Genomic DNA, 20,114 nt, shown 5'->3' on the forward strand with positions numbered 1-20,114 from the left:
GAAAAAATCAAAACAAACCATATGTAGTCCTGCAAGGACAACCAAAGTGCGCCTACGAGGCCAACGCGAAACCGGAGGATTCTTGTTAAACTTACTTTGTAAGGACGAAAGTCCGGATGTCCCTTGAAAACTGAATACTCATTCTTCAGGTACATTCCTGTTTGGTCGAGCCATCGACTGCACGCCATGAAGCCCATCGGGGCGATAGCGGTTTCGCAGAAGCAAATGCCGGATTGCAACCGGCGGCGGTGCTAAAGCCAGACAGGGACAATGATACTTCCGTAATTCGCGGTCCGGCCATAAGGAAGGCGGGATGGTTAAATTCCAATGGAGCAGTGAAGCACACTGCCGCCTGTGAGAAATCCTACATCTCTGGGGTGATAAGAAAAAGTACAGAGAAACCATATTTTCAGAAAGCACTGCTGGGTGCTGTATCAGCATGATACCTGGCAGGCTTGTTCTTCCAGTTTTGGTAATGGCACAACCCGTCTAAGTGTATCTGATACGGATATTCTTAAACGAATTTCCATAATACCCTTGGCATATTTCCGCAGCTCTTTCTGAAAACCTACAGTGCTAAAGATGTAACTAATAAACCTTAAATCAGCATCTTCTGTTTCCTTGAAAACATAATAGACAGGGCTAACACATCCGAAATAATGGGATATGCCAACGGATCCGATTATGACATTCATACTGTTTCTCTTGATGATGTTGTCAAAATCGAATTTGGACAGAACATCCTGGACATTGGGAGAGAACCCAGCCAGATAGTCCCGGAAGTTGGCTTCGATGTTATCCGGGTCAGCCAGCAGCTTTTCAAATGTGAACTTGCTGGTATTGTAGAACTGATAACCGGAAGCCTTGGTCAGAAAGCCATCAATGACGGCCAGCTTCTTGACCTTTTCATACTGTGCCAAGACTGCTTCGTGGGTGGGAAGCAGACAGTCGTGGAAACGTTTAACCACGGTCATAGGAAGGATTACAAGTCCGTACTCATGGGGCTTAAAGGGGCCACGGAGCATATCTGCCACATTCCAGATCATCGTTGCTTTTTCTGCAATATTTACTCCTACCGCTTGGATTTTATCGTTAGACATCGTGTGTACCTCGATTCGTATTTTCTTTATGCACTGGCCTGGGTGCCTTCAAGTGGCTCCAGACCAATTATGAAGTCGGTAAGCAAAATAGCATTCAGAGAAGCTTTTTTGCTCGGATAGCTGTGATACCAGCTGTGAGAAACGCCATGCCGGTTCGGCACACCATCAACCACATCATCAACCTTATTGCACTGAGAAACAATGAAGGTATTAAAATAATCGCTGAAGATCTTGTCGTAGTCGTTTGCCTCGATCAGATCTTCCAGTTCTTTTTTAGTGATCGCCATCCTTTGCCGGTGACGATCCTGCATGGTAGCATTGTTTGCCTTTATGTAGATTAAGCCCTCCCACATAGTTGCCAAGCTGGAAATACACAGGGCATATTCACCACGGAGATGTGCTTCAAGAGCCTGTCCCAGAATTCGTTTGATATGTGGTTCTAAATCAGATTCTCTCCATATTCGCTTGATGAATTTGATTTCATTCTTGTCGTAATAGTCGAGAATGACCTTGTCGATACGCTTTTCTCGTCGCTTACTTGCACCTCGGCTTGTTGCCAGGATGTCCGATATTTCCGCTGTCATGGTAATATCCGCTGCCCAGCCAGCGTAGGGGAACCATTTGCATTCATACATAGCCGTCAAGTACGCTTGATTGAACTTCTTGTATCTCCCAAGAATATCCGGTTCCAGTGCAAGATTCTCCAACACAGAGCGCATTGGAGAGATGTCAATGCTCTGAAGCCAATCCATCACAGGCGAATGAATTGTCGCTGTAAGTGCAGACCCAAAGGAGCTTATAATTCCATGAACAGAATCCGCAAGTAGTTTTACCGCACTATTATTGAAAGACTGGAGCATCGCCGTCATCCCTAAATTGGCTTGTTCAAGCAGCGGATTCTTGAAAGTATAGTTGGGGACATTAGCGACTATTGCAAGTTCTCCTAAAGTCTGGATGGTACTACTGTGTTGTAGGGCATCTATTGCAGTACCTACGCTGGTAGCCAACTTCATAGCTTTACTCTGTTCAGCAATCGCTTTCATAGCTGGCGAAGGTTCTGAAATTGCATCCAACGCAAGCGTCGGAATCTCAAAATTGGGGATGTGTGCAGTAGCACCTTCTGCGATTCGCTTGAGTTTTTCCTCTTGCTCCAGAATGGGCGCTAAACTATCTGCTATTTTTTTGCTGGCTTCCATACTTTCCAGCAACTGATCAGAAATAGGGTTATGTTCAAAATCTTTGATCGGGTGCTTATTTCGTTCATACATCAGGATAGTTGCGGGTACAACATCTATTTGCTCTGCAAGCTGTCTGGTAGTCAGAGAGTTTCTCTGTCTGTAATACCTCAGATTGTCACCGGGCAGATTACTTGTGGGCTTTTCCTCAAAAGGTATCGTGACCTGGGGCAAAAGCCTTCCTTGGTAAAATTGACACAACGATGTGTGATTGAAAATACCATTGCAAAGACGAATTATCATATTCATCTGGTATTTAGTGAACGGAAAATGTTGGAACAACCCGAAGTAAAGGTTGCTACCCGAAATATGTTTTATGATGAGCAGGGAAAGCATAGACGCACAAAGAAAGAGGTTTTAGACGAGAATGAGTGATATACAAGCATGTGCAAGGGAGATTGTGAATAAAGAAATGATTTATCAATAAGGAAGATGATATGGTGGAAAGCAAGTCTGAAAATGGCTTGCTTTTTACTTTAAAATGATGTTAAGTGATGATAAAGAAAATTGAATTTCCCAAAGAAATTAAAAATAATCGGATTTTATGTTTTACATAAATTTAACACACTTTTGCTTTTTTCGAATTGATTATGTTAGGTCTTTTTGTTATACTGTACTACAATACTATTTGAGAGGAGGAATATTTAACATGGACGAAAGTGATAATGATTCTGAAGCGAACCAATTCAATAGAATTTTTATTTATATATCGCAAGGCATGGACTATGTATTCGGAACATAGACCATGTCTTTTGTTGCTTTTAAGTAAGTGTGATATTTAGATAATTTTATTGTAGAAAGGTTTTATTTATGAGTACATCAATTTTTATTCTTTTAGTAGTGCAGATTATTTTAATTATATTAAACGCGATTTTTGCGAGTGCAGAGATCGCTGTTTTATCAATGAATGAAACAAAGCTAGAACGAATGGCAGAACAAGGTAATGGTCGGGCAAAGAGATTAGTACGATTAACGCAAGAGCCGGCACGATTTCTTGCGACAATTCAGGTTGCAATCACATTGTCGGGATTTTTAGGAAGTGCTTTTGCAGCAGATAATTTCTCAGAACCTTTAGTTGATTGGGTTGTTGGGATGGGTGTGAATATTCCACGTTCTACTTTAGATACCATAGCTGTTATATTGATTACATTGATTTTATCATATTTCACGTTGGTTTTTGGCGAATTAGTTCCAAAGAGAATCGCAATGAAAAAATCTGAAGAACTGGCAATGGGGATTTCAGGATTGGTTACGGGAATCTCTATCCTATTTAAGCCAATCGTTTCATTTCTTTCAATATCAACAAATATTGTCTTGAGGATTTGTGGTATTGATCCAAATGAAGCGGAAGATCAAGTAGGTGAAGAAGAAATACGTATGCTTGTTGATGCGGGAAGTGAAAAAGGAACAATAGATCATCAAGAAAAAGAGTTTATTCAAAATGTTTTTGAATTTAATGATATTATGGCTGGTACGATTGCTACACATCGAACAGATGTGACAATATTATGGATGTCTGATGATGTGAAGGAGTGGGATGAAACGATCCACAATACACGACATACCCTTTATCCCGTCTGTGGAGATTCGATAGATCATGTTATTGGTATTTTAAATGCAAAAGACTATTTTAGATTAAAAGAAAAAAGTAAGGATATGGTTATAGATTCTGCAATTTCTGCACCATACTTTGTTATGGAAACTACAAAAGCAGATGTGCTTTTTAAAAATATGAAACAATCGAAGCAATCTATGGCGATTGTATTAGATGAGCATGGTGGAGTGGTTGGAATAGTAACTCTTTTTGATTTATTAGAAGAAATTGTTGGCGATTTAAACGATATTGAACCAATATCGTCGGAAGAAGAAACTGTTATTATAAGAATAAGCGATAACAAGTGGGAAGTGAAAGGAAATATACGATTAAGTGATATTGAAGACGCTATAGGTGTTACATTTACAGCAGAAGATTGTGACACATTTACTGGATTTGTATTTCAAAAATTTGGTATGGTACCAAAGGATGGGGATACAAAAATAGAATTAGAAATAGAAAATATGCATATAATCATTGACAAAATAAAAGAACATCAAGTTGAACATGCAATTATAGAAATTTTAGAATAAAATTTTGAAATGCATTTGAAAATTATTTTAGAAACAAGGGGATATATCAGAAGAGTACATATACATTTTCAAATACAACAGGGATAGAATGATGTTGCGATAAAAAAGAGGGAGACACACATTTGTTTAATCCATGAAGTCCAATTTTGCCGTTGACGGACGAACACATGCAGAGTACCGCAAGACCAAATCGGAAATGCAGGATTGGCTTGTGGCGCAGAAGATTATGCAGGAAAACCTGAAAGAGGACGAGCAGAAAAAGAGCAGCTACATGAGCAGGAAGTGCGGCAGGAAGAAGAAAATAGACAAAGCAGTCGATGATGGAATGTCCGGTGCAGTGTGGGTGTAATGCTCATGCTGCACCGGGCTTTTTTCTTTGAAAATGATTTTTTATAATGTTGATCTTTGACTGCTCTTAACTCAAATATTGTATCTTAACTCAAAAAAAGTTATAATACAGAAAAAGAGTTAAGAATGCAGGTGATGACATGGAATATCTCGATAAAGTTCTTGGAGTCAAGGTTACCTATGAGGACGTAGAGTTTAAGCACGGAGTGACTGTCTTGGATGCGGCATATTTGATTCCATTTAAGGCAAAAGCATGGATGGATTTGACAGATCGTAAGGCCGCAGGAGAACATGTTGATAGCAAAAATATTAAGAAACATAACAGTATTTTGCGAACTCATTCCTCGAACAGATACAGAAGATATCCGTAACCCTCTGCTTTCATCTTTGCGTAAGGCACAAAGCGCAGGGCCGCACTGTTGATACAGTAGCGCACGCCATTGGGGACTCCGGATCGCCAGTGAACACATGACCAAGGTGAGAATCTCCGGCACGGCTTCTGACCTCTGTACGGCGCATGCCGTGGCTCAGGTCCTCCAGTTCCACCACGGCAGGCTCTTCAATGGGCTTTGTGAAAGCCGCTCAGCAGCAGTACCGCGGTGAGCAGAAGCGGCAATACTCTCCGATACATGGTGTATCCCTCCTTTCGGAGAAGATAAATTCGTTTGTCAGCCCATATCGGCGGCAAGAGTCTGGTCGATGAGCTTTTGCAGAGTCTCCGCCTGCTTCTTTTCCGTGATGGCGCCTACGATGGGTTCACCCACGATATTGCCGCTGCGGTCGACCACATAGGTGGTGGGATAGGCAAAGATGTTGGTGGTAAACTTTCCCGCCTCACCGTCGGAGTCAAAATACACATTCTGATAGGTGGCGCCCTTCTTGGCAAGCACATCCTTCGCCTCGGAAATTGCCGTTTCGTCGCCGTCCAGCGTGAAGGTGTTGACGCCGATGAGGGAGCCGCCCTTCTCCGCCAGTTCCTTGTTCAGCGCATCCAGCTCGGAAAGCTCGCCTACGCAGGGATTGCAGGTGGTGAACCAGAAATTCACCACGGTGACGGCGTTGGCGGAGAACAGCTCGTCGCTCTTCACCGTGTTGCCATCCAGGTCCTTGCCCTCAAAGACGGGAAATTTCTGCATACTGCCGTCATCAGGCGGCGTGGTCATGTCGCTGCCCGCGGGCACGCTCATAGCGCCATCCGTAGATTGCTGTGCCGCCTCGGGGTACTTTTTCTCTATCATGGTCAGCTTGTTTTCAATCTCGCGGATCTTCTCTGCCGCCTCCTTGAGCAGCTTCAGCTCATCCTCTGTAAACTGATCTTTGGAATCTTCGATGGTGTCCAACAAGAACTCACCATAGTTTTTGCCGTCCTCCTGCATGGTCATGCCCTTGTCGGCCGCTATGAAAACTTTTTCCCAAAGCGCTGTGTTCTCCGAGAGAATGGCATTTTCCTGCGCCATTAGCTCCTTGTGCATGGCAACCGCTTCCTCGGCATTCTTCGGTTCGCTACTCATTCCGTCCATTTTGTCTCCGCCCTTTGTGCCGCAGGCTGCCAGAGAGAGCACCATCAGTGCAGTAAGCAGCAGCGCCAGAATTCTGCCGGCAGTATTCGTCCTATTCATCTTCATTCGTTTTATTCCTCCCTGTTAGTGTTGTTTGTCTGTAGTGTTTCCGCTGCTTTTGCCTTATCTTTACCGTCTCCGAAGCCGTAGCGGAAGCACACGGCTTTCGTCGGACAGGCGCGGATGCACATTCCGCAGCGGATGCACTCGGTATGGTTGGGCGTTTTCGTCACATCCACATCCATCTTGCAGGCTCTGGCGCATTTCCCGCAGGAAACGCACTTATTCTTATCCACCTTCATCTGGAAGAGGGACACCCGGTTGAACAGCGCGTAGAACGCGCCCAGCGGGCAGAGCCACTTGCAGAACGGTCGGTAGAACAGTACGCTCAGCGCAATCACCGACAGCAGGATGCTGAATTTCCATGTAAACAGCTTGCCCAGCGCCGCCCGGATGCCGGAATTGGCAAGGGACAGCGGGATAGCTCCCTCCAGCACGCCTTGGGGGCAGAGGTATTTGCAGAAGAACGGGTCTCCCATGCCAACATCGTTCACAAGGAATGCCGGTAGCAGGAAAACCATCACCAGCAGGACAGCGTATTTCAGGTATGCCAGCAGTTTCAGCCTCTTTGTGGAAAGCTTCTTAGTGGGGATTTTGTGCAGCAGCTCCTGAAACCAGCCGAAGGGGCATAGAAAGCCGCAGATAAAGCGCCCCAGCAGCACGCCCAGCAGAATGAGGAAGCCTATGATATAGTAGGAGAAGCTGAACTTGGAAGACCCCACCACCGCCTGAAACGCCCCAATGGGGCAGGCCCCGGACGCCGACGGACAGGAGTAGCAGTTCAGCCCCGGCACGCAGACGGTCTTCCCCGCCCCCTGATACAGTCCGCCCTTGAGAAAGTTCGGCAGATGCAGGTTGGTCAGCAGCGTCGCCCCCGCCTGAATCCAGCCCCGGAAGCGGGACATGGTCTGTGAAACGCCTGAAAACTTTTTACCCAATGCCCACACACTCCAGACATAATTTGATTGCTTTGCTCAGCACTGTCGCCGCCTCGCCCCGCCAGACACCGAAGCACAGCATGGCGGCTCCGGCCATCAGCAGCACGATCTGCGCCGCTGCCTTTTTCTCGCAGCTCATTTTTCATCACCCTTTCCGATTTTCTGTCCCTATCATAGCGCGGGAGAGTTAAAGTCTCTGTTAAGAACGAAAACTTAACACAAACCTTATCTGTTTTTGCTATAATGAAAGCAACACAAAAACGAAGAAATAAAAAGGAGGGCTCTCATGCACCTTTTAGTAATTGAAGATGAACGCGCCCTGTGCGAGACCATCGTCCGCAGCCTGCGGCGGCTGGCCTACAGCGTGGACTACTGCTATGACGGGGAAAAAGCGCTGGCGCTTCTGGGCGTGGAACGATACGATCTGGTGCTTCTTGATCTGAATCTGCCGAAAAAGGACGGCATGACGGTGCTGCGCACCCTGCGGCAGACCGACCGGGAGACGCGGGTGCTGATCCTCTCCGCCCGCAGCGAAGTGGAGGACAAGGTGCAGGGGCTGGACGCCGGGGCGAACGACTATCTGGCGAAGCCCTTCCACCTTGCCGAGCTGGAGGCCCGCATCCGCAGCCTGACATTGCGGCAGTTCACCCAGCAGGATGTGCTGCTAAGCTGCGGAGGACTGACCTTTGACACCCGCTCCCGTACCGCCACCGTCAACGGGCAGGCGCTGACGCTCACCCGGAAGGAAACAGGAATCCTGGAATACCTGATGGTGCATCAAGGAAGGCCAGTAAGTCAGGAGGAGCTGATGGATCACGTTTGGGACAATAGCGTGGACAGCTTCAGCAATTCCATTCGCGTCCACATCTCCGCCCTGCGCAAAAAGCTCCGCGCCGTGCTGGGCTATGACCCCATCCGCAACCGCATCGGCGAGGGCTATCTGATGGGAGGTGAGGAGGAATGAAGCGGCTTTCCCTGCAGTGGCGCATCACGCTGATGTCCGTCCTGCTCATCGGTGTCACCTGCGTGGCCATGAATCTGCTGCTGTGCTCCTCCGGTGTGTATTATATGGACACCATTGCGGACAACTTACAAGGCGGCGGCACGGTGATCCTGAATGATGGCGGAGCGGCGAGCTTTGACCCACAGCTCATAGCCCCTGGCGAGGATCTGACGATCATTGTCGATGGGGTGCAGGGGCGCTTCCGCACCACCAACTGGTACATCACGGCGGCGATAACGCTGCTCAGCGGCATCCTCGCCTATTTCGTCAGCGGACGCGCTCTCAAGCCCCTGCGCAGCTTTACCTCGCAGGTGGAGCAGGTGCAGCTGAACAATCTTGCCGATATGAGGATCGATGAAGACGCTATTTCGGAGTTCCGGCAGCTGAGCCGCTCGTTCAACCAGATGCTGGAGCGGCTGAACAACGCCTTTTCCGCTCAGCGGCAGTTCACCGGCAACGCCGCCCACGAGCTGCGCACGCCACTGGCACTAATGCAGGCGCAGTTGGAGCTGTTTTCCGCGGAGCATCCTGATGTGCGACCGGAGACGGCGGAGTTCCTCACGCTTTTGCGTGAGCAGACGGAACGGCTGATACAGATGACCAGGACACTGCTGGAGATGAGCAATCTGCAGCAGGTGGCGCGGAACGAGCGGATCCAGCTCGCTCCCATGATCGAGGAGATCTTCACAGATCTTGCGCCGCTCTCAGATAAGCTCGGCGTCACGCTGACGGCGGAGGGCGACGGCATTATGACCGGTAGCGATGCACTGATTTACCGGCTGATCTTCAACCTGACGGAGAATGCTGTCAAGTACAACCGGCCGGGCGGCTCGGTACGGGTTTCTGTCACTCAGGAGTTGGAAAAGCTCCTGCTCCGCGTCTCCGACACCGGCTGCGGCATCCCGGAGGTGTATCAGCGCAGTATTTTCCAGCCCTTCTTCCGGGTGGACAAGTCTCGCAGCCGGGAATACGGTGGCGCAGGACTGGGGCTCTCACTGGTATGGGAGATCGCCGACCTCCACGGCGGCTCCGTTTGGGTGGAGAAAAGTTCGGAGAAGGGCACTACCATTGCGGTGGGGTTGCCAACGCAACAATCAACGAAGCCCTAAAACACTTTTATTCGTTTTTCGCTGCTTCGCTTGCCGCCCTGCGGCGTCCCTCTCCGTATTTTCACGCTCCAATTCCGCCGCACGGAGCTTGCTGTGGACAGACTTATAATCAGAAATTTTCTGTTTCAAACTGTCAATCTCAGCCTTGAGCTTTGCAATTAGCTTGTTTGCCGCATCCACCGCCTTTTGCAGTTTGGATTCCTTTTTCTCTGCTGTAACGTACTTCTTTGCCAGAGTGGAAAGACGGTCAAAGTCCTCACGCTCCACGGCAACCATGCTCGTCCAGCGCGGGCTTGGAATCCCACTTTTTGCTCATGCTGACCTGCTGTATTTAAATAACCCTATTAACACAATTTTATTAGGCGCAGTATAACTGCTGACGGCGTAGAATCTTGGTGGCTAACTTGGTGGATACCTTGATGGGTGTCATCCTCTAAGTTATCATGGGTTTTGAAGAAGCATTTTATGGGAAAAAGAATCTGGATCCAAAGATGCGGGCATTGCTTAATTCACTGGCGAAAACAGATCATACCTTGGCAAATAAAATAGAAGCTCCACATGCGATTTAAAAAAAATCCTGTTCAATATATGAATATGAGCAGGATTTCTCTATTTACAACGATATTTTTTACAATATTTCCTTCGATTATCCGGAAAATTTTTCACTGTAATGACTTTTCATATCCTCCCAGTCCATGAACAATACATAAAATACTTTGCCATATTGCTGGCTCTCAACAATTCTCCCATGGTCAAGCACAGACAGATACGATCCATCCGCTCTTCGTAAATGAAAGTGGATATAGTCATTTCCATTGCCATTATCAATCTGTTTCCAAATGCTTGCTTCTATCTTCTTCTTCTCATCTTCCCGTATCAGGTTGCTGAAACTTTTCTTTGTAAGTCTGAATAGTTCATCCATATCTTTATATCCGGCCATATGAAGAAACTCCTGATTTGCATAAAAGAGTTCATCATCTTCTTTGTCTGCTCTGTATATGATAAATGCTCCTGGAAGGTGCTCGGAGATATCCCTAAATGCAAATCCCAGTTGTTTACGAACCCTTAATTCAAGTCCTTCCCTATAAGCCATGCAGCCATTTTTTCCATGAAGTTTTATTTCGTAAAGGGCTGCATCTGCACAGCGCATAAGCTGTGAACGGTTAGACGCAAATGTCGGATATTCCGAATATCCAAGAGAAATATAAAATGGATATTCTTTTCCCTTATATGAAAATGTCTTTGGAGCCATAGTGAATTGCTGTAGCTTCTCTTTTACATCCTCGTAGGAATAATTTTTTAAAAGAATACAGAACTCATCTCCACCATTTCTTCCTAGTAACGCATCAGACGGGAAAAAAGCTTTCATACTGTCTGCCAGACTTCTTAATGCTTTGTCTCCGTAAACATGTCCATAGATATCATTAATAAATTTAAAATCATCAATATCAAGGAGTACAGCCACAAATTTCGCTTTCGGATTTTTATTAATCATCTTTTCTGCCAGTTCATCGAATCCATAGCGATTGTAAATACCTGTAAGAGAATCTGTGTGTGCCAGTATTTGAAATTTGTTTTTATTTTCTTTTGATACCAGCCACATCCGGGTAAGAGTTACCAAAAGCATGGTAATCGCAATAAAGAAAACACTGATTACTGCTATTAATGTATTGTTTCCCCAGCCATTTTCAGGCATTACTTCAAACTTCCAGTTCTCCGTTCCTATCGTAAAGTCATAGGAAACAGGATTCGTTAATTGACGATCTGACTGATAAATAATTTTATAATTATCACTCCATGGATTATCCGTTTTGGAAAGACTATATTCATATCCAAATTTCGAAAGCGCACTTGTCGCATCTGAAAAAATATCCGGAACACGAAGGATAACAATGGTAAATCCCCAAAAATGTTCCTGCCCGTTTTCATCTTTCAGATAAATAGGATTGCGGACAGCAATTCCATATCCACCCTGTTTCAATTCAAAAGGTCCCTGTGTAACGATTGTATGATGATCTCTTGCATATATGGAAATTTCACCACGTTCTTTATCATGAATCAGATCAATCTTACCTGCCTCATTTCCATCGGCCGGATAAATATCCGTTACAATACCAGCCGGAGCAAGCTGTACGCTTTCAACAGAATCCGACATAATATTTTTTGCAATTGTGTCAAATTGATTGATTTCTCCAGTTCCGCTGATCAAAAGCTGTTTCAGAACATCTGTAATCTCTATTCCATTTATAATCTCATTCTCTATACGTTCTCCATAGGTTGTTGCATTTAATTGTGCTGTTGTGCGGCTCTGCTCTTTTTCATGAGTATCTGTGTTGTATACGACTAAACTAACAAGGCATATGCCCATTAAAAAAACGAGAAGAGGCACAAGTGTCTTTTTTTTCACCTGATTCACCTCGTTTTATCTCAGTCGAGAAGACTCCCATCTCTTCAGGTGGTGAGTAATAGCAAATTTGTCTCAGTGGGAGTTGGGTCTCTGACTAATGTTTTTATAATTAAGCATTATATCACGGAAGTAAAAAAATTGAATAAATTTTGCCCAAAAAGTTATAGAACGTTTTTACATTGTACTGATAACGTTTTCCTTGCGTACAATGGAAAAGAGAAGTAGTGCTCCTAAACAAAAAAAAGTACAGTTTGATTGTTGGATTGCTTGTTTTTATGGCATCTTTTCTTTTGGAATTCAACATGGCGGTTACGCTTCTTTATGGACAGCCGACTGAACAAGAATGGCGGAACGCTTATTTTCACTACGCATTATCCGGAACTGCTGGATGAATATGACCGAAATGACGGAATTTGTATTGTAAGAAACCGTAATGGCATTACAGCAGAATGGAATTAGCAAAATATAAGGCGTGTATATGTGAAGGATCTGCCGAAGAAGCTATTATCGACATACTGGTTGATAATGATCTTCTGATTTTCAAAAGAGAAGAAATGTTGGAAGAATGTGTTATCCGTTGCAGAAGTGCTAAACGATTTGAGGAGCGATACTTACGGAAAGGATTTGATGAGCAGATTTCTGTGATACGGATTTTGGATTCTCGCAGAGAGGAATTTCGATTGAGTAAAGCATATGATCAGTTTAAGCGTTCTGGAAAAAAACAAGCGAATTTTGTAAAACAAATCTTCGGATGCATGATGTGAAGTCGTATGATTTTGTGAAGCAGTATTTCAGTAACCCACAGCTCCTGGTGAAAGCCATAAAAGAGTATCGCAGAACAGCAAATATCCCCAAAGGAGAATACAGCTTGTCTGATTTGCTGAGATGAGCTTTGCTTTTTTAATACATTGGCCGTGACTCAAATGGTCACCAGGAGATAAACGGGTACCAGTTTACAGAAAACAGAATAGAATCGTCTTCGATGCCTCGTTGGGAAACCAACGGGGTATTTTTTTGCCCCAATCCGACTGCATAGGACACTAAAAAAGTCAAAACGAACCGTAGGTAGTCCTGCAAGGACAACCAAAGCGCGCCTACGAGGCCAACGCGAAAACGGATGTTCCTTGAAAACTGAATAGCTTATATGCTACCCATATTCGTAGGAGAATATTTCATCATTCTTTATCGTTTAAATATTGAATATACTCGTTTCCCCATATTTCCAACTCCTTCAGTACTTTCCTGAATTTTTCTCCAATATCACTTAATTTGTATTCTACTTTTGGTGGAATCTGCTGATATTCTATGCGTTCAATCAAGCCTTCTTCTTCCAACTTTTTCAGCTGTCTTGATAGCGTTGTATGTGTCATTTCTTCTGGCATTTTTCTTTGTAATTCATTAAACCGGATGGGGCCATCTGTTAACAAATACATAATATACATAGACCATTTACCTGTTAAAACTTTTTGCGAAGTCACATACGGGCAAAGCCCAAATAGATTTTTCTTTTCCATATATACGTTCCTTTCTGATACCAGTATCGTAAAATATCGTACTTGTTTGTTTTCTCCTATGATATATAATTATACGCATAAAAAATAAAAATACAATTTGTTTTCAGGAGGATTTTGAAATGAATGACGTAGTAAAATATTTGCAGGAATGCGGAACTTTTTATCTTGCCACGGTAGAAGGAGACCAGCCACATGTACGCCCATTTGGTGCTGTATGTGAATTTGAAGGAAAACTTTATATTGTAACGAATAATAAAAAAGATGTTTACAACCAGATGAAAGTAAATGGAAAAGTTGAAATGTGTGGAATGAACAAAGGTACTTGGATTCGTGTGAAAGGTGCAGTAAAAGAAGATACTCGCCGTGAAGCTCGTGTAGCCATGATGGAAGCAAATAAAAATGCTCTCCAGTCTATGTATACGGTTGATGACAATTTGATGACGGTATTCGTTTTTGAAAGTGTCATCGCAACTATTTATTCATTCACAGAAGAACCGAAGGTTATCAATCTGTAAAATTTTGAGTAATGTACATTACGGTTTGTCAGACTGGAAATTCCCCGGCTGATGTTTGGCGCTGCGGGCGGCGGCACATATTCTTTATTATCCGGAAGCGTGGTATACGCTGCACATAGACGCACCTGAGGGAGGAACGAAAATGGAAACTGAAAAAGTATATGCCATGCCATTTGCAAAAATATATCCCATGCTGGTGGATGAGCTGGCTAAGGGCAAAGTGATGGAGAAGATCAAGCGGAGAAACAAATGAGGGAGGGGAAAGCAGCCTATTACACACCGACAGAGAATGTGGTATAATCCTTGAGGAAACATTGTATGGAAAGGACAAACACGATGAACGCTCTGGATATTATGAAACGCCCTGCCGCCTACGTAAGCGGCTATGAAAACACCCCCACGGAGGAACAGAACCGTGCAAAGCAACTGTGCTGGGAGTACAACCGCACCGCTCCCAACGAACAGGAAAAGCGGCGCAGCATCCTGCAGACCCTGCTGGGCACCTGCTCTCCCATGACCGGCATTCAACCGGATTTCCACTGTGACTATGGCTTCAACATCCATACCCACGGCTTGGCGGTCATCAACTATAACTGTGTCATTCTGGATACCTCTCCGGTAAACATCGGAGCAGGTGCCTTTATTGCCCCCGGCGTATGCCTTGCCTGCTCCGGTCATGCCATCGACCCGGAGCAGCGCAGCCACGGCATTGGAACCTCAGCACCTATTACGCTGGAGGAAAACGTCTGGATCGGTGCAAATTCCACCGTCTGCGGCGGCGTTACCATCGGGGCAGGCTCGGTTATCGGGGCGGGAAGCGTCGTCACCCATGACATTCCCGCCGGTGTCATCGCAGCAGGGGTGCCCTGCAAGGTGATCCGCCCCATTACCGAAAAAGATAAGTTCAAGCCGGAGGATATTCTGTTCTGAGAAATTCAGATCGGAAACGCTGAAAAAACATACGCACAAGCTCTCCGGGGACATTTTTGTTTTTCGCCATGCTTTTCTGCGGGGAGAAGGCATGTTATACTGGGAATGACAATTCGGGATTTTTCATTACAGTGTTTTGCTAAAGGAATCCAATGGAGCTATACCCTGGATTTTTCTGTATTCTCTGGGTGACATTTTGACGATAGACTGAAAAGCGCTTGAAAACTTTCCCTGGGTTTGGTAGCCTACCTGGGAAGCAATATCCGCGATAGTGTCATTTGTTTCCCGTAATAATTTCATAGCCTGACGCACTCGAAATTCCTTCATATAGGTGGCGATAGGCTGACCGTAGACTGCCTTGAATATCTCCTTTAGAGTGGAGGTATTTATCAAATACTGTTTGGAAAGTTCTGCAATCGTAAATCGTTGCTCCAAGTGCTCTGTCAACTGTTGATGAATTTCTTTTATCAATTCGGTTTGCTGGGAAAAGTATTGAGTCAATTCTTTATGCTCCGATTTCATGTTGCTCAAATAAATCAAAATTTCCAGCACCTTCAATTTCAAGAGGGAAATTCGAACGGACACAGGAGCAGAAAAGAGTGGGGCAAAAATATGCTCTAAATCGGAACAAGACGGGATTGCGGATGGCTTTCCGGAGCAAAATCGATTCTGTAACTGGTCTGCTTCCACACCGGCATTCTTTAAAGCTTCCGGGCAAATGGAAGAGAGCTGTTTCAGATCCACGGAAATGGAAATTCCCTCTGAATATCCTAGGGGAAACATCATGGCGGAATCCGCGCAGCAGGCCATACTGTGTGCTGTCACATCACCTGTACCTAAATAGACGGCAGTACCGCCGTGCATATTCCAACCCACGCGACCACTGCGACAATAGTAAATTTCTAAAACAGAATCCGAAGCATCATGCCGAAACCTGACCTCTGAAGCAAGAAAAACATTGAAGGATACCTCTATTCCAGGAAAAGTTTCATATGCCTCCATACACCCTTTTCCAGCGGTAACCGCTCGAAACTGTTCTCCAAAGAGTGTAGTACCCGTTCCACCAGCCCGGCAATGCTTCAAGGCGAGGGTGCCGTTTGGGATCTTTTGAAGTTTTTGAGCGATAACTTTGGATTCTTCTTTTTTCATGGCGTTCCTTTTTGTTTTTCTACTTGCGACGGACAGGCGATTTTTACAAGCCACTCAATCATGTGGTGGAAATTTCGGGCCTGCTCGGTATCAGCTGCTTTATAATAGACCTCTTTTCCGTCCCGGCGGTTAACGATCAGACCCGCTGATTTCAACTGCTTGAGATGGTGAGAAACTGCAGGACTGCTCATATTTACCATGGCTGAAAGATTGATAACACATTCCTCACAGTGGCAAAGCAACCAAAAAATGCGAATACGGCTGCCATCTCCCAGCTGCTTGAAAATATCAGCTACGGTTTGAAAGTTTTCTACGCTGGGCATATATTCCAGTTCATGCTCGATAGTTTGTCCGTGGTCGTGGGGTAAGTGGTTCTGAATCATTTAGCACTCCTCCTTGAAGTCTATCTTATCATAGACCGGAGAGAAAAGAAACTTTACTTTTGAGATGTTTCTGGTTCAGGACCAGCGTCATGGGTGTAATCCAAGATACGGACACCATCGCCTACCTCTTTCTGCACCAGCTCTCGCATACGCTTAGCAAAAGGACAGGGGTAACCAATGGGAGTCCCTTTGCTGATGCAAGAAGCAAAAGCAATGGTGTCAGCGCCCTGTTCTACCAGAGAACGGGCCCGCAGCACCGCTTTTTTTCCGGGGCAGCCGCCGCAGTTGATGAAGCCCACTAACTGAATATCATCCTCTCCCATAAAAGCGCCTTTTCTCTCTCGGATTGTCCGAAAATCCCGGCTTCCGGGGCAGTAATCCTCTGTCTGCATACAACGAATAATGCCAAGTTTCATATTAGTTTCCTCCTTAATTTAGGGCCTGCCATTCAGATTTGGCCGGTCCATTGTCTATTATTATGTAACCAGATTTTCCAACAGCTGGATGGAAATGTCCTCGTAGTAGCGATCCTCTTTAATCATTCACAAAATACGGGGTATAGGTCTCTCCGGTTCTCAGTATAGCTCCGCAAGGAGGTTCTGTATTTCCCGTTCAGAAGAATTTTTCTCCCAAATGGAAGAGTTTCTGAAAATCAATCCGTCATAAACGCTGCAAGAGCGTCCCTTCTAACTTCATGTGATATTGTTCCAGTACATCTTTCAGTGTAATTTCTTGCATTCTTTGTTCCGCTTTTTTTTGAATGTCCAAGTAAAAATCCCGCAGCACCAGTTGAATGTTCACGCCCACGCCACAAGCGGGGTTGGTGTGGATGTCCTGATGGAGCAGGGGCTTGTTGCCCTCTACTGCTCGATAGACATCCAGTAGAGTGATTTTCTCCGGCTCACGAGCCAGAGCAGGTCGGGGATGTCCCTTCACGCTGATCAGCAGTCCACCTTTCCGCAGGGCGGACATGAGCTGGCGCACATAGGCAGGATTTGTCTGAATGCTCTCTGCCAGCTTGTTACTGGTCAGATCGCAGTCTGGGTACAGAGCGATAAAAGCCAGAATATGAACAGCATCGCTAAGGCGGGTTGGATATTTCATGGACGGATCTCCTTTTTTGCTTTGATGTTATTTTTATTATAACAGCATATTGACAGTGACGCAAGGGGATGCTAAAATAATTTGAAGTAAGAATAAAAATAACACCCACTTGAAAGGAATGGTGACAATGAACTTCTATGATGATCTGGTCATGCAGACCCAGATGAATTATTCCAGACACTATCATATCTATGCTTCCGGCAGTACGCCTTATCAGCTGACTGACAAAAAGCCGCTGCCGTATAGCGAACAGATCCATCGTTTGGTACAGGAGGTAAAGGAAGCTGATTGTGTGGTAGTGGGCGGGGCCTCCGGCCTGTCCGCTGCCGGTGGCGGAGATTTTTACTACGAGGACAACGACTCCTATCGCAAATACTTCCGACCTTTTGCCGAGAAATACCACTTCAAAGGTGCTTTTGCAGGGATGATGCACCCCTGGAAGACAAGGGAAGAGTATTGGGGGTATCTCGCCACCTTCCTTCACACCACCCAGACCGCCCCTGTGCGTCATTCCTATTTGGATTTAGACGCTTTGCTGAAAGGCAAGGACTTCTTCATCCTCACCACTAACCAGGATACCCAGTTTGTCAAACTCTACCCGGAGGAGAAGGTGGCGGAGATCCAGGGGGATCACCGCTTCTTCCAGTGTGTCGCCTGCTGTACCGATGACACCTGGGATGCGGTAAATCCGGTGGCTGATATGGTAGCCGCTATGGGAGATGGCACGAAGATTCCCACGGATCTCATTCCCCAGTGCCCCCACTGCGGCGGTGAGGCATTCCCCTGGGTGCGAGGATATGGGAATTTCCTGCAAGGAAAGAAATACGAAGAACAGTACGAAAAAATTTCTCGCTATATTCTGGAACACAAAGACAGCAAGATTCTATTTCTCGAGCTGGGCGTTGGTCGAATGACTCCCATGTTTATTCAGGAGCCTTTCTGGAACCTGACCCTCAGCTTTCCCCATGCCCGGTATATTGCTGTCAACAACAAGTATGACTTCCTGCCCAAACAGTTGGAGGACAAGGGCATGACCATTGTGGCCGACATTGCTCAAGTGCTACGGGATGCACGAAAACTCTAGCTGCTCTCCGGCAGGCGCGATCCATCGCAGCAACCATAAAATAGAAAGGAGCGAACGAATATGATTGATTGGAAACCCATTGCCGAAAAATTCAGAGAAGCGGACGCTATCCTGATCGGGGCCAGTAACGGCCTGTCCATCACCGAAGGACTGCATTTGTTTGCAGATAATGCAGCCTTTGATGAATTGTTTGGAGATTTCAAACAAAAATACGGCTTACATTGTATTTTGCAGGGAATGATGGCCGGATGGCCCAGCGAGGAGAAAAAATGGGCCTTCTGGGCCCGGCTCATCCATCATTACTGCGGGCAATACCAGCCTACGCCGGTGATGAACGATTTGAAGGGCATTGTGGGAGAGAAGGATTACTTTGTCGTCACATCAAACGGAGAAGGTCACTTTGAACGGTGTGGTTTCGATCCGACGAAAATCTATGAGATTGAGGGCAACTGGTTTACGATGCAGTGTGCCCGCCCCTGCCACGACACCCTCTATTCAAGTTTAGAGGTGGCCGAAAAATTATCGGCTGCCGAACAGGGCGGCCATGTGCCTACGGAGTTGGTGCCGCGTTGTCCCAAGTGCGGAGGTCCCATGGACATCCACATGGGCGCGGGTCAGAGAATGATTCCGGATACCGCTGCCCAGGCACGGTTCCAAAACTTTCTGAAAACCTACCACGGAAAGAAACTGGTGGTTCTAGAGCTGGGCATTGGCTGGCGCAATCAGCTGATCAAGGCCCCGATGATGCGCCTGGTGGCCGGCGAGCCAAACGCCACTTATGTGACCATCAATCTGGGGGAGATCTACATTGCGGACAATATCAAAGAGAAGTCCTTCGGACTGGACGGGCGGCTGGATGAGCTGCTGCCTGCTCTCCGGGAGGCGTGCGAGGCATGAAGTTTGTGGGGACCATAATCATCTATGCCTATTTGCAGGCGGTGGGAGCTATCAACTCTCATGAATCAATTTGCTTTCTGAATCCTTTGCAGCAGTAGAAAATGCAGAAAATAAAACGCCGGGAAGTTGACTCAAATTGTCAATGCCTCCCGGCTTTTTACCGGGTACTGGAATGTGCCGATAAAAGCTGCATTTTGCCCAAACAGAAGAACCCTTTTCCCGAATAGCAGGATATGGGTTCAAAGCGTTGACGAGGACGGTTTTCCTGCGTATGATGAAGATACAATTAAACGATGATTTAATTGTTCTGACAACAGGAACAAATTAAGAGAGGAGATTTTCAAAATGAAAAAGACTTACAAAATCGATGTGGATTGCGCTAACTGCGCCAACCTGATGGAAGATGCCGCCCGCAAGACCAACGGCGTACAGAGTGCTACGGTGAACTTTATGACCCTCAAGATGAACGTGGAGTTCGAGGAAGATCAGGATCCCAAGGCTGTTATGCAGGAGGTTCGCAAAGCCTGCAAGAAGGTGGAACCCGACTGCGAGATATTTCTGTAAGCCAGCGAAACGAAATGCCCTGTCGAGCGGCAGCTTGCAGGGCATTTTTTCTCTTAGATAAATAAACGAATAAGCAATTGTGAAAGGG

General features: G+C 45.8%; 23 protein-coding genes and 2 pseudogenes. 12 read left to right on the forward strand and 13 right to left on the reverse strand.

Annotation, left to right across the window (positions count from 1 at the left end; all coding sequences use genetic code 11):
- Positions 1-434: 434 nt before the first annotated feature.
- Both DXB70_RS14595 and DXB70_RS01670 read right to left on the reverse strand, forming a co-directional pair.
- Entirely contained in the window at positions 435-1,100 is a 666-nt protein-coding gene (locus DXB70_RS14595) for a type I restriction-modification system subunit M N-terminal domain-containing protein (RefSeq protein ID WP_333491304.1), read from the reverse strand.
- A gap of 26 nt (positions 1,101-1,126) precedes the next feature.
- Positions 1,127-2,509, reverse strand: a complete 1,383-nt coding sequence (locus DXB70_RS01670; RefSeq protein ID WP_118672537.1) for a helix-turn-helix transcriptional regulator — start codon at positions 2,507-2,509, stop codon at positions 1,127-1,129.
- Positions 2,510-3,145: 636 nt separating this feature from the next.
- On the opposite strand from DXB70_RS01670, the gene DXB70_RS01680 reads away from it, so the two are divergent.
- Together DXB70_RS01680 and DXB70_RS01685 are read left to right on the forward strand one after the other, a co-directional pair.
- A complete protein-coding gene (locus tag DXB70_RS01680) occupies positions 3,146-4,462 on the forward strand; it encodes a hemolysin family protein (RefSeq protein ID WP_107000749.1) in 1,317 nt (438 codons plus the stop codon).
- Positions 4,463-4,673: 211 nt separating this feature from the next.
- Positions 4,674-4,811, forward strand: coding sequence for a hypothetical protein (locus tag DXB70_RS01685; RefSeq protein WP_243099878.1), 138 nt, complete (start codon positions 4,674-4,676; stop codon positions 4,809-4,811).
- Between the two features lie 336 nt (positions 4,812-5,147).
- Here the strand turns inward: DXB70_RS01685 and DXB70_RS01695 are convergent.
- The 4 genes and pseudogenes from DXB70_RS01695 to DXB70_RS14075 form a co-directional block, all read right to left on the reverse strand.
- Positions 5,148-5,389: pseudogene (locus DXB70_RS01695) on the reverse strand (peptide-methionine (R)-S-oxide reductase); the annotation flags it as partial.
- Between the two features lie 89 nt (positions 5,390-5,478).
- Entirely contained in the window at positions 5,479-6,429 is a 951-nt protein-coding gene (locus DXB70_RS01700) for a TlpA disulfide reductase family protein (RefSeq protein WP_182448404.1), read from the reverse strand.
- Positions 6,430-6,440: 11 nt separating this feature from the next.
- Complete coding sequence (locus DXB70_RS01705; RefSeq protein WP_182426193.1) at positions 6,441-7,334, reverse strand: 4Fe-4S binding protein; 894 nt, start codon at positions 7,332-7,334, stop codon at positions 6,441-6,443.
- A gap of 25 nt (positions 7,335-7,359) precedes the next feature.
- The gene (locus DXB70_RS14075; RefSeq protein ID WP_181357199.1) at positions 7,360-7,506 is read right to left on the reverse strand and encodes a CD1871A family CXXC motif-containing protein; all 147 of its coding nucleotides are present in this window, start codon (positions 7,504-7,506) and stop codon (positions 7,360-7,362) included.
- A gap of 147 nt (positions 7,507-7,653) precedes the next feature.
- Here DXB70_RS14075 and DXB70_RS01710 point away from each other — a divergent pair, with 147 nt between their 5' ends.
- A complete protein-coding gene (locus DXB70_RS01710) occupies positions 7,654-8,331 on the forward strand; it encodes a response regulator transcription factor (protein WP_107000745.1) in 678 nt (225 codons plus the stop codon).
- A complete protein-coding gene (locus tag DXB70_RS01715) occupies positions 8,328-9,479 on the forward strand; it encodes a HAMP domain-containing sensor histidine kinase (RefSeq protein ID WP_107000744.1) in 1,152 nt (383 codons plus the stop codon). The genes DXB70_RS01710 and DXB70_RS01715 overlap by 4 nt, the downstream gene beginning before the upstream one ends.
- Here DXB70_RS01715 and DXB70_RS01720 read toward each other — a convergent pair.
- Positions 9,465-9,755, reverse strand: coding sequence for a hypothetical protein (locus DXB70_RS01720; protein WP_182429706.1), 291 nt, complete (start codon positions 9,753-9,755; stop codon positions 9,465-9,467). The genes DXB70_RS01715 and DXB70_RS01720 overlap by 15 nt on opposite strands.
- A 370-nt stretch (positions 9,756-10,125) precedes the next feature.
- Positions 10,126-11,886 (reverse strand): diguanylate cyclase, encoded by a 1,761-nt coding sequence (locus DXB70_RS01725; protein ID WP_118672539.1) that lies wholly within the window; start codon positions 11,884-11,886, stop codon positions 10,126-10,128.
- Positions 11,887-12,335: 449 nt separating this feature from the next.
- On the opposite strand from DXB70_RS01725, the gene DXB70_RS01735 reads away from it, so the two are divergent.
- On the forward strand, positions 12,336-12,650 hold the full coding sequence (locus DXB70_RS01735) for a hypothetical protein (protein WP_333489793.1): 315 nt from the start codon (positions 12,336-12,338) through the stop codon (positions 12,648-12,650).
- 411 nt (positions 12,651-13,061) lie between these two features.
- On the opposite strand, the gene DXB70_RS01740 is transcribed toward DXB70_RS01735, so the two are convergent.
- Complete coding sequence (locus DXB70_RS01740) at positions 13,062-13,400, reverse strand: helix-turn-helix domain-containing protein (RefSeq protein ID WP_107000743.1); 339 nt, start codon at positions 13,398-13,400, stop codon at positions 13,062-13,064.
- A gap of 119 nt (positions 13,401-13,519) precedes the next feature.
- Here DXB70_RS01740 and DXB70_RS01745 point away from each other — a divergent pair, with 119 nt between their 5' ends.
- The 3 genes from DXB70_RS01745 (at position 13,520) to DXB70_RS01755 (ending at position 14,845) form a co-directional block, all read left to right on the forward strand.
- Complete coding sequence (locus tag DXB70_RS01745; protein ID WP_118481843.1) at positions 13,520-13,915, forward strand: pyridoxamine 5'-phosphate oxidase family protein; 396 nt, start codon at positions 13,520-13,522, stop codon at positions 13,913-13,915.
- A gap of 142 nt (positions 13,916-14,057) precedes the next feature.
- Positions 14,058-14,168: a DUF2200 domain-containing protein gene (locus DXB70_RS14275; protein ID WP_147341939.1), complete on the forward strand. Its 111-nt coding sequence runs from the start codon at positions 14,058-14,060 to the stop codon at positions 14,166-14,168.
- Positions 14,169-14,233: 65 nt separating this feature from the next.
- Positions 14,234-14,845 (forward strand): sugar O-acetyltransferase, encoded by a 612-nt coding sequence (locus DXB70_RS01755; protein ID WP_015553463.1) that lies wholly within the window; start codon positions 14,234-14,236, stop codon positions 14,843-14,845.
- Positions 14,846-14,971: 126 nt separating this feature from the next.
- On the opposite strand, the gene DXB70_RS01760 is transcribed toward DXB70_RS01755, so the two are convergent.
- The 4 genes from DXB70_RS01760 to DXB70_RS01775 form a co-directional block, all read right to left on the reverse strand.
- The gene (locus tag DXB70_RS01760) at positions 14,972-15,994 is read right to left on the reverse strand and encodes an AraC family transcriptional regulator (protein WP_118481842.1); all 1,023 of its coding nucleotides are present in this window, start codon (positions 15,992-15,994) and stop codon (positions 14,972-14,974) included.
- Positions 15,991-16,377, reverse strand: coding sequence for a metalloregulator ArsR/SmtB family transcription factor (locus DXB70_RS01765; RefSeq protein ID WP_107000740.1), 387 nt, complete (start codon positions 16,375-16,377; stop codon positions 15,991-15,993). The genes DXB70_RS01760 and DXB70_RS01765 overlap by 4 nt, the downstream gene beginning before the upstream one ends.
- 53 nt (positions 16,378-16,430) lie before the next feature.
- Entirely contained in the window at positions 16,431-16,793 is a 363-nt protein-coding gene (locus DXB70_RS01770) for a CGGC domain-containing protein (RefSeq protein WP_107000739.1), read from the reverse strand.
- Between the two features lie 244 nt (positions 16,794-17,037).
- Positions 17,038-17,481, reverse strand: coding sequence for an Rrf2 family transcriptional regulator (locus DXB70_RS01775; RefSeq protein ID WP_117796831.1), 444 nt, complete (start codon positions 17,479-17,481; stop codon positions 17,038-17,040).
- Between the two features lie 127 nt (positions 17,482-17,608).
- On the opposite strand from DXB70_RS01775, the gene DXB70_RS01780 reads away from it, so the two are divergent.
- The 4 genes and pseudogenes from DXB70_RS01780 (at position 17,609) to DXB70_RS01795 (ending at position 20,026) form a co-directional block, all read left to right on the forward strand.
- On the forward strand, positions 17,609-18,565 hold the full coding sequence (locus tag DXB70_RS01780) for an NAD-dependent protein deacetylase (protein WP_182448399.1): 957 nt from the start codon (positions 17,609-17,611) through the stop codon (positions 18,563-18,565).
- Between the two features lie 60 nt (positions 18,566-18,625).
- A complete protein-coding gene (locus DXB70_RS01785) occupies positions 18,626-19,462 on the forward strand; it encodes an NAD-dependent protein deacetylase, SIR2 family (RefSeq protein ID WP_118672541.1) in 837 nt (278 codons plus the stop codon).
- Positions 19,453-19,560 (forward strand): annotated as a pseudogene (locus tag DXB70_RS01790) (DNA-3-methyladenine glycosylase I); the annotation flags it as partial. The gene DXB70_RS01785 and the pseudogene DXB70_RS01790, both read left to right, overlap by 10 nt.
- Positions 19,561-19,807: 247 nt before the next feature.
- The gene (locus DXB70_RS01795) at positions 19,808-20,026 is read left to right on the forward strand and encodes a cation transporter (RefSeq protein ID WP_118672542.1); all 219 of its coding nucleotides are present in this window, start codon (positions 19,808-19,810) and stop codon (positions 20,024-20,026) included.
- Positions 20,027-20,114: the final 88 nt, after the last annotated feature.

The sequence above is a fragment of the Clostridium sp. OM05-5BH genome (assembly GCF_003481505.1).
Lineage (GTDB): Bacteria > Bacillota > Clostridia > Lachnospirales > Lachnospiraceae > Otoolea > Otoolea fessa.